Origin of the sequence: Pedobacter sp. KBW01 (assembly GCF_003852395.1) — a bacterium.
GTDB lineage: Bacteria > Bacteroidota > Bacteroidia > Sphingobacteriales > Sphingobacteriaceae > Pedobacter.
Window position 1 is genome coordinate 241,289 of record NZ_QAJQ01000001.1, and the last position, 10,093, is coordinate 251,381.

8 protein-coding genes are annotated in these 10,093 nt (G+C 42.2%); all 8 read left to right on the forward strand.

The features are described from left to right. Positions 1-14 precede the first annotated feature (14 nt). On the forward strand, positions 15-920 hold the full coding sequence (locus DBR40_RS26805; protein ID WP_199748251.1) for a hypothetical protein: 906 nt from the start codon (positions 15-17) through the stop codon (positions 918-920). A gap of 9 nt (positions 921-929) precedes the next feature. Further along, complete coding sequence (locus DBR40_RS01035; RefSeq protein ID WP_124557951.1) at positions 930-1,892, forward strand: hypothetical protein; 963 nt, start codon at positions 930-932, stop codon at positions 1,890-1,892. Between the two features lie 136 nt (positions 1,893-2,028). Next, the gene (locus DBR40_RS01040; RefSeq protein ID WP_124557952.1) at positions 2,029-3,267 is read left to right on the forward strand and encodes a polymer-forming cytoskeletal protein; all 1,239 of its coding nucleotides are present in this window, start codon (positions 2,029-2,031) and stop codon (positions 3,265-3,267) included. Next, entirely contained in the window at positions 3,255-3,620 is a 366-nt protein-coding gene (locus tag DBR40_RS01045; RefSeq protein ID WP_124557953.1) for a type II secretion system protein J, read from the forward strand. The genes DBR40_RS01040 and DBR40_RS01045 overlap by 13 nt, the downstream gene beginning before the upstream one ends. Continuing rightward, positions 3,601-4,077, forward strand: coding sequence for a hypothetical protein (locus DBR40_RS01050; RefSeq protein WP_124557954.1), 477 nt, complete (start codon positions 3,601-3,603; stop codon positions 4,075-4,077). The genes DBR40_RS01045 and DBR40_RS01050 overlap by 20 nt, the downstream gene beginning before the upstream one ends. A 1-nt stretch (position 4,078) precedes the next feature. Further along, complete coding sequence (locus DBR40_RS01055; protein ID WP_124557955.1) at positions 4,079-5,218, forward strand: type II secretion system F family protein; 1,140 nt, start codon at positions 4,079-4,081, stop codon at positions 5,216-5,218. 71 nt (positions 5,219-5,289) lie between these two features. After that, positions 5,290-8,592 (forward strand): hypothetical protein, encoded by a 3,303-nt coding sequence (locus DBR40_RS01060; RefSeq protein WP_124557956.1) that lies wholly within the window; start codon positions 5,290-5,292, stop codon positions 8,590-8,592. A 7-nt stretch (positions 8,593-8,599) separates the two neighbouring features. Then, the coding region (locus tag DBR40_RS01065; RefSeq protein ID WP_233603748.1) for a DUF6443 domain-containing protein at positions 8,600-10,093 on the forward strand (1,494 nt) is incomplete at its 3' end.

Genomic DNA, 10,093 nt, shown 5'->3' on the forward strand with positions numbered 1-10,093 from the left:
AGATACTTATAAAAATGAAATACCTAATTAGATTAACGCTGTTCTTACCCTTATTTGCGGTTTACACCAGCTTCGCCCAAAATTCGCCAATAAGCATTTGGGGGGGAGGACTTGATGGTTCTACCTACCAGCAAACTGCTATTTATTCCGAATATCCTCGAGGTTTAATGATTGAGGGCCCGCTTGATGTCAGTGGGAATAGGCTTCCCATTGAATTTAATTGGCGGGGAGGAAATAATACTGCATTAAAAATATTGCCGAACAAAAATGTTGGCATCGGCACCGCAAATCCTGATAATATACTAACCGTGAGGGGTGATAATGCTACTGTTGATATCCAATCTACCGCAGATGGGCAAAGGCCTGGGCTTTGGATGCGTTATCAAAACAGTACTTCTGCTGGTTCAAATATTTATTATTACACGGCTGATGCGAATACCTATTTTGATAACCTCTATTCCAATACGGCTGGTACAAATTATGGTAGTTTTAATTTCAGGAGCCGTGATGAACAATCGCAGTTAACCAGTAGGTTATTTTTAAATGGCCAAAATGGCAATGTGGGTATCGGTACAACAAGCCCTAACGAGAGGTTAGCTGTTAATGGTAAAATCCGCGCTAAAGAAATCAAAGTCGAAACCACTGGCTGGCCGGATTATGTTTTTGAGGAAGGGTATAAGGTTGGAACCCTGGGAGAGTTGGAAAGTTATATCAAGGCGAATAAACGTCTGCCAGAAATGCCGGCTGCCAAAGAGATTGAAACAAATGGTTTAGTGTTGGGTGAGGTGGTTAAGTTACAGCAGAAAAAGATTGAGGAATTAACCTTGCATTTGATTGAAAAAGATAAGGAATTGCGCAGTATCGTGGCTAAACAAAAAGAAATGGAGGCTTTGCTTAAAAAACTTGCAGGAAATAAATAAATAAAATCAATGAAGAAAAAACTACTTGTTTTACCTCTGGTAATAACAGCTTTATCAGGCTTTGCCCAAAATAACAATTACCCAACGGCTGGAAGTCCGGTGGTATACGATTATTCACCGACCCTTTATTTACAAAGAAATACCAATGATGGAGGTTACACCCAGGGTATACAAACCAGGCTTGCTGATGGTACCAACAATTGGTTTTTCGGGAATTTACTGGATGGGCAGTGGATGGTTGCCAATGGTGATTACAATAATCCGAAGTTAACCGTGCTGAGTAGCGGAAACACGGGTGTTGGAACTGCAAATCCTACCCAAAGGCTTTCGGTTAGTGGTAATATCAACCTGGAAAACCCTACTGGGGGGAATTATTTGGGTTTCGGTATTGTAGGTTCCAGCGAGTATAATACTTTAGGGAGCATGTACTCTTCAGCGGGCTTGGTATTGGCGCATGGTTTAAAGCCGAGTAATACAGTCGCAGGGCTGGTATATGCTTATCAAAATATGTCGAGGAATGCGATTGTGCTGGGCGATAATTTCAGTTTCGGTGGGATTAAGTTTTATACCAAAAGTGCAAGTGAAGAAACAGTCGGTGCTGCGTTTGTGGTCGATCCAGTTATGCAGCTTACAGATGGCGGTAACCTGCTGATTGGAAAAACAACGCAGGCTAATGCGGCTTATAAAGTAGATGTGAATGGTAAAGTGCGCGCCAACGAAATCGTAGTGAATACTACCGGAGCCGATTTTGTTTTCGAAAGTGGTTACCCATTACGGCCCATTGCCGATCTCGAAAAGTTTGTGAAGCAAAATCGGCACCTGCCCGAAATACCTACTGCCAAAACCATGCAGCAGGAGGGGGTTGGTGTGAGCGAATTGCAAACCAAATTGCTGCAAAAGGTTGAAGAATTAACGCTTTACATTATCAAGCAGCAGAAAGAAATTGATGAACTGAAGAAGAAGGTTAAATAGTGAACAGTTCTCAGTTGGCAGTTTTTAGTGGCTGTTTTTAGTTTGCTAATGAACCACTGACCAATAGTCAATTTGAAAGTAATAATGAACGAATGATCATTTAACGATTGAAGCAATTAACCCGTTAACCCCAAATATGCTTAAAGCAGGTGCCTTATATTTTTCGATTATTGTAGCTTTTATCATCGCGGTAATTTGTGCCTCGCTGATTATGCTGGCTTCACATTATCGGGGCAGTTACCTCAAAGAAGTGCGTATGGCCCGGCTCAGCCGGAATATGGATTCGGGTATAGCTTATGTACTTGCAGAAAGTGAAAATAGGGAGCAAAACAGCCTTGCTTTAGATCTTTTTGGCGACCAAACCGATAGTGTATTAATTGAGCAAAAACATTGGGGCATTTTTAACCTGGCTACGGTTAAAAGTTTTGTACTGAGTGATACCCTTAAACAGGTTTTTTTAATGGGGCAAGAAACCACTAGTGATGCCGTTGCTATGTACCTCAGCGATGAAGACCGGCCTTTATCGGTTAGTGGCGATACCCGCATTACGGGTAATGTAGAAGTGCCCAAGGCAGGTATGCGCAAATCCTATGTAGATAGCCGGCCATACTCTGGTGATCAGCTGGTTTATGGTAAAATCAGCGACAGTAAACGAACATTGGGGGGACTAGAAAGTAAGTGGATTAAGGAAATAGAATCGGAGCTTGATTTTGATCCGGTGCGGCTCTTTACTTTAAATGGAGGAGATGAACAGGTTTCTTTTTTCGATGCTGCTAAGAAGTTTAATGTATCGGGCCTGAGCCAGCTTACTGCCCAGCTTTCAGGTCAGGTTATACTGTATTCTGATACCACGGTGAAGGTTTCGGCCATGGCTAAACTCGATAATACCATTATTTATGCTCAAAGCATTGTGGTGGCCGATGGCTTTAAAGGCAACTGCCAGCTTTTTGCGCGCGATTCGATTACTGTTGGCAACGGTGTAACGCTGAGCTATCCATCGGTATTAGGACTGGTGAGTAAAGAAAAAATGGTTGATCAGGCTAAGGTTACGCTGGGGAAAAATAACCGCTTCGAAGGTATTATTTTCAGTTACGAGCCTAGAAGGTCGGCTTTGCAAACGCTGGTAAGCCTGGGCGAACAAACCACCGTGCAAGGGGAGGTTTATGCAACGGGCTTGCTTAAGCTCGATAAAAAAGTAAAGGTAGCCGGGAAGGTTTCCTGCAACCGCTTCATCATGCAAACACCTGCAACCCTTTACGAAAATTTTTTAATTGATGTGGTTTTAAACAGAAAGGCCCGAAACCGGATGTACCTCAGCTCGGCCATATTTACAGGTGTTTCGGAAAATAAGAAAATACTGAGATGGGAAAATTAAAGGGAAAGCGATTATCTGGATCTACACTGATTGAAGTGCTGATTGCCATGGTTATTATTATGGTGGTTTTTTCGATTGCGATGGGGCTGTTTTCTAACGTGCTCAGGAGTGGGGTTTCGATGCGTAAAGTGCGCGTAAACCAGCAACTCGAATTGCTCAGGCAGCAAGCCATTAAAAACGGCAAAATAGAAAGCGGTCATCAGCTAATTGATAGCATTGATTACGAATGCAGTACACTGAAACAGGTGAACGGCGGTATGGATATTTTAGAAATTAAGGCAACCGATAATGGGGCGCAGGCTGGTAGTATCAGGTTCCTTTTAAAAAAGAGCAATGAAAACGCAACGGATTGAGGCTTATACCCTGATGGAAGTGGCCATCGCTATGCTTTTGGCAGCAGTATGCATCAGTATCTGCTATACCGCCTATGGTATAGTGGGCGATTATTTTCAGGCTTTCCAGAAAAGGAATGCTGCGGCCGAGGAAGTATTAACCTTGCGCAGAACGATGGAAAAAGATATTTTAAAGGGGCGTTACCTGGTCAGGAGCACCGATGGGATCGATATCTTAGGCGACAGCCTAGGCATATCTTATCATTTTGCAGAAAAAGCAGTGTTGAGAAAAGTAAAAGATTTACGCACGGATAGCTTTCATTTAAGCACCGTACAAACTCATTTTCTTTTTGAGGGCAGGGAAGCCGTTGAGCTGGATACCGTTGACCATGTTAATTTCATGTTGCAGGTAGAAAAACAACCTGCAATTCCGCTTGCCTTAACCAAACTTTACAGCGCCCACGATTTACTTCATTAACATGCCATCAATAGATATTTCAAAATACCAGAAAAAAAGTAGCGCTCCCCAGCAGAAGGAAGGGGGCGGGCCATTTGATTTTCTGAGCAAAGACATTTCGTTTAGCAAGGGTAAATTCTCTGATAAGAAAAAGGAAGGTTTTTACAACGAACTCGGTACGCTTATCCGTTCGGGTATAGATATTCGTTCGGCGCTGGAGCTTACTGCAGGTTCGTATAACCAGAAAAAGGATGTGGAGCTTTTTGCTGCTGTGCAAAGGCAGGTAATAGCGGGTAAATCGTTGTCCGAAACCATGCAGGCGGAATCGAAATTCAGTCCATACGAATATTACAGCGTTAAAATTGGCGAAGAAACGGGTAAACTGGGCGAGGTATTGGGCGAGCTGGCCAAATACTACAAAGCTAAAATCAGCCAGCAACGTAAAATTATAGGCGCCATTACCTATCCCTTACTGGTACTGTTTACCTCTTTTGCCGCGGTATTTTTTATGATCAAGTTTGTGGTGCCCATGTTTGCCGATGTGTTTAAACGCTTTGGTGGCAAGCTGCCTTATATCACTTCGGTTATCGTAAGTTTTTCTGACTGGTTCGATCGGTACATCTACCTCATGCTTTTTACGGTGATGGCACTGGTTGTGCTTTATTTCGTTAACCGCAATAAATTTTGGTTTAAAAAAGGAGCTGCGCTACTCTTGCTCCGCGTCCCGGTTGTAGGCGAAATTACCCGGAAAGTTTACCTGGCCCGTTTTGCCAATACCATGCGCCTGCTTACCGAAACCAATACCCCATTGCTACAGGCTTTAGAGCTGGTGCGGCAAATGATCACTTTTTATCCGGTGGAAAATTCGCTCCGCCTGGCCGAAAAGGATATTCTGCTGGGGAGTAGTCTTTCATCGGCCCTGGCCAAATACACCTTTTATCCGGCCAAATTTATCCAGATGATTAAAATTGCCGAAGAGGTAAACCGGCTCGAATACTTTTTTGAACAACTGGCCGAACAATATACCGAAGAGGTAGAATACAAAACCAACGCCATTAGCGGCTTGCTGGAACCTTTAATCATCATCTTTCTGGGACTAGTAGTCGGGGTAATCCTGATTGCGATGTACCTGCCCATGTTCCAGATGAGTAGTAGTTTTTAAAGAATCTGAAAATCACGTATCAATATAACTTACAAATTAACCAGCTTTTGATAACAATAAATTAAAAAAGAATGAACTACCTAAAAGTCTTTATTAACGCATTCACCGTCGGACTTCTTTTTTTTAGTCATCTAAGTTACGGCCAGCAGCCGTTCGATCCGATGAAAGTAATTCAACCTTCACCAACAGCGGCATCACTTGGTGTGTATGGCAATAATCCTGTTAATTATTACAATGGTACAGTAGGGGTAACGGTGCCCCTATATGAAATTAAAACTGCCAGCCATACACTGCCAATCAAATTGAGTTATTTTTCTACTGGTGTACGCCCCGCTGATAATGCCAGCTGGGTTGGCTTGGGTTGGTCTTTATCTGCTGGTGGGGTTATTACTAAAACTGTTCGCGGAAGTGATGATTTATTTGGTACTGCTAGTACTGCTGCCGGATATTACAATGCCGATGCATTACCAGATAAGCATACTGTTTTGTCTACTGATTTTTATAATCTGAGTACGCCTTATCAAAATTATTTGTATTATTTCGACCAGGGGGCGATTGACGCAGATCCCGATTTCTTTAATTATAACTTTAATAATTATTCAGGGAAATTCGTGCTGACAAAACTGGTTGATGGTTCTGCGGTTTACAAAGACGAGAAGAATAATTTAAGGATGCAGTATCTTCAGGCCACGGATAATTGGGTGGTTACCGATGCATCGGGCTTTAAATATTATTTTAATACCAGAGAGCGTACGCAAGATTACCGGAGTTCATCCGAACAACCAAATGATGCCCAGATTGGCACGTTTGACAATTATACCGTTAGTAATCCGTTTATTACCACATCCTGGTATCTGGATAGCGTTGTTGCGCCAAATGGCGAAACCATTAGTTTTGTCTATCAATCGCAAGTACAGGTGCAAAGTGTTAGTCTTACAAGTAATTCTGAGAGTGAATATGATGTATTGACAATGGATAATCGTGCTTTTCCGACTAACGATCCCAGATACTCTCCTCCTACACTGAGCGCTGTTTATCGTCAGAATAACAGTTCTAAGCAAGTAACACTAGAAGTTTATCTTAAGCAGATTAATTTTTCAGGTGGCAGTATAGAGTTCAATACAACAGATAGGGATGATGTGGAATACATGGGTACAAATAAACCACAGAAACTCTCTGAAATTATTGTTAAGGATTTAAACAATAACCAGTTGAAAAAGTATAATCTTAGTTACAGTAATTTCATTTCAAGTGTTTCAACAGCTTTAAATAATGATTATACAAACAAAAGGAGGCTGAAATTAGATGCTGTTGTGGAGACAGGAGCAGATGGACAAGTAAGGCCTCCTTATGCTTTCAATTATTATAATGCCGGTGATTTGCCTTATAAATATACCAAGGCGATCGATCATTGGGGGTATTACAATGGAAAGACGCAAAACAACACCCTGCTTCCGGCCAAAGTGGTTCCCGGAGTTCAGAAATTTTGGAAAGGTGCAGACCGGAGTGCCGATCAGACAGATGCCAATATGGTAAAAGGTACGCTTTCGTCAATTAGCTATCCAACAGGTGGTTCTACTATTTTTAATTACGAGCTGAACGAATATGGTAATCTTAAAGGAGAGGATCAGTATACCTACGCTGCTCAATCAGCATTAGCCAATTCAATTTTGAACAGATACACCATTAGTTTTGATATTGCTACTATTGATACACCTGTGGTAAGCTTTACTACTACCTTCAAAAAATCTGGCGATATTACCTATGTTGGCGATTATGCACACATTTATAAGGACGGAAACCAGATTTACCAGTTTTCAGAAACAAGTATGCAGCCTTCCGGCCAGTATTTAAACCCACAAACGGCTGAATTTATACTTTATCCTGGTCACTATACGATGGATATCAGGAATATTGACGGTATTACCATGGCAATAAGGGCTAATTGGGATGCAAGAACACTAATGTCCCAAAAAAAAGGTGGAGGTCTAAGAATTGCGAAAATTACCAACATGGATAACAATGCTACTGTTACAGGCATAAAGAAGTATTTATATAATAGTGCAGATGCTACTACCAATGGCCGGCTTATTACACCAATCCGATATGATTTTCCCATTTTCGTAACTGAAATGAGGATTAAGAGTACCGGAGCCAGTGATCCTGTACACCAGAATTTTTATGACTTTCAGTATGTAGCACGTATGTCAAACTCTATACCCGTTCCAAATCTTTCTATGAATGCCGGAGTGATTGGATACAATAGTGTTACCGAACTAGACGGCGAAAATGGAGAGAACGGAAAGACTGAATATTATTATACAAATACTGAAGACGTCTTATCTTCTTCTTCATTTCCTTATATTCCGGTTATACATAACCCTAAGAATGGAAAACTTAATAAAGTTGTGATTTCTGATGCATCAGGGCATCTTATGAAGAAAACGGAATATCAATATACGCTAAAAGAAACCAGGTATTTGCAAGGTATAACAAAAGCTCCCACATTACCAGTAACAAGTTATGGATTAGGGTTTCCTTCAAATTATGTAAATACAGCAAACTTAAGATATTACAATACCGCCTCTTACTGGGTTGTCCCTTCGGTTGAGGCTGATACTTTGTATGATAAAAATCAGAACAAAACAATCATTACAAAGAAATCATATTACGACGATTATAGCCACCTTAACATTACAAAATCTGAAACCATTTTAAGTGATGAAAGTACTAAAGTAAGCTTGTATAAATATCCAAATGAAATGGTGAGCGAAAACAGAGATCCAAACGGAGTGTATCAGGCTATGGTAACCGCAAATGTTATTCAACCTGTAATTGAAGAAAGCACCAGTTTAAATGGTAAAACAAATTTAGTCCGAACTAATTATACCCAGCTCAGCGCAGGTTTGTTTACCCCTGCTTCGGTAGAAGGGAGAAATACTATCACCGGGAATGATGAGTTCAGGTTGCGCTATCATGATCATGATACTAAAGGAAACCCATTAGCTATTTCGAAAGAAAATGGCTCTAAAACATGTTATGTTTGGAGTTACAATGCCCAATATCCTGTGGCAGAAATCAAAAATGCGGAACTTTCTGCAATCGTTGCTGTTTTAGGTGGTCAAAGTGCCGTAGATGTATTCAGTGCACAAACTAATCCAGATGTAAATGCCTTTTTGGCTCCCTTAAGGAGTGGATTACCCAATGCCCAGATTACCAGTTATACCTATAAACCTTTAGTTGGGATGACCAGCAGTACCGATGCCAAAGGCATGACCACCTATTATGAGTATGATGCCTTTCAGCACTTAAAAACGGTAAAAGACCAGAACGGTAACATTTTAAAACAAACCAACTATCACTATAAAAACTAACGCCCTCATGAAAAAACAATTCAGATACATTGGTGCTGTGGTGCTATTGCTGCTTGGTGGCCATGCTTTCGGCCAGAAAGTGGTATCGGTGCATAATGGCGAAACAGAAATCAGTGCGCCTTTGAGTGTAACGCTGGTTGATGGTTTCCAGACCACCGGTTCGGTGCGCATTTTTACCACGGGTTTGAGCTACTTGAACTGCCAGCCACTGTCTTCAACGCCGAGTGCTAACCAGAACTACATCCTTACCCGTAGTTTTAAAATACCCGTAACCGATGGTACTTTGGGCAACAGCCGCAACTTGTGCGAAGAAAACCAGACTGTCCAGTATTTGGATGGCTTGGGTAGGCCTTTGCAAACCGTGCAGTTACAAGGAAGCCCGGGTTTTAAGGATATTGTACAACCTGTGGCTTACGATGCTTTTGGCCGTGAGCAATTTAAATACGAGCCTTATGCTGCACAGACAGGCACCACGGGCAATTACCGTGCAGGTGCGCTGACCGAGCAGCTGGATTTTTATCACTCACCAACCAGGGGGGTAAAGGTTATTGATTATCCTTTTGCCGAAACGGTTTTCGAAGCCTCGCCGTTAAACCGCGTATTACAGCAGGGTGCTCCTGGTGCAGACTGGCAAATTAGTGGCGGCCACACGCTTAAAACCGATTATGGTACCAATGCGCAGGATGAGGTAAAGCTGTGGACGTTAAATGGTACCGACAATGGGGCAGCAGCCGGGGTTTACCTGCCTGGCAAGTTGTACAAAACCATTGTTAAAGATGAGAACTGGCAATTTACCGACGAAAAAATGGGTACTACCGAAGAGTTCAAAGACTTTGAAGGGCGCGTGGTATTAAAAAAGGTTTGGGAAACCAATACCAAAAGCCTGAGTACCTATTATGTGTACGATGATTTGGGTAACCTACGCTATGTGCTACCACCGGCGATAAACGAGAACGGGCAAGCCTTGAGCAGCTTTGACGAAACCCAGACTATTTTCGACCAGTTTATTTACGGCTACCATTACGATGGCCGCAAAAGGGTAGTGGAGAAAAAAATTCCGGGTAAAGGCTGGGAGTTTATGGTTTATAATAAGCTCGATCAGGTGGTATTTACTCAGGATGCCGTTCAGCGTGGTAACAGCGAATGGTTTTTTACCAAATACGATGCCTTTGGCCGCGTAGTGATAACCGGATTGGAAAAGAACAATAATTTGAGCCGAGCAAGCATTCAGAATGATTATGTAAACACAATGAGTGGCCCATTGTGGGAAGAACGGAATGCGGTAGGCCCACATGGTTATACTGTGCGTACACATCCCATGGCTGGAGAGGAGAATACCAACATTGTTTACCTTATGGTAAACTATTACGACGATTACGACTTTCCGGACAGCTTTGGCCAGCCAGGGTCGGGCCAGGCACCAAAAGAGCGGACCAAAAGCCTGCTGACCGGTACCAAGGTAAAGAACCTGGGTACAGGCACCATGCTGCTGACGGTAAAT

Coding starts and splice junctions, on each gene's coding strand:
- DBR40_RS26805 (WP_199748251.1), top strand. CDS start 15: ATGAAATACCTAATTAGATTAACGCTGTTCTTACCCTTATTTGCGGTT.
- DBR40_RS01035 (WP_124557951.1), top strand. CDS start 930: ATGAAGAAAAAACTACTTGTTTTACCTCTGGTAATAACAGCTTTATCA.
- DBR40_RS01040 (WP_124557952.1), top strand. CDS start 2,029: ATGCTTAAAGCAGGTGCCTTATATTTTTCGATTATTGTAGCTTTTATC.
- DBR40_RS01045 (WP_124557953.1), top strand. CDS start 3,255: ATGGGAAAATTAAAGGGAAAGCGATTATCTGGATCTACACTGATTGAA.
- DBR40_RS01050 (WP_124557954.1), top strand. CDS start 3,601: ATGAAAACGCAACGGATTGAGGCTTATACCCTGATGGAAGTGGCCATC.
- DBR40_RS01055 (WP_124557955.1), top strand. CDS start 4,079: ATGCCATCAATAGATATTTCAAAATACCAGAAAAAAAGTAGCGCTCCC.
- DBR40_RS01060 (WP_124557956.1), top strand. CDS start 5,290: ATGAACTACCTAAAAGTCTTTATTAACGCATTCACCGTCGGACTTCTT.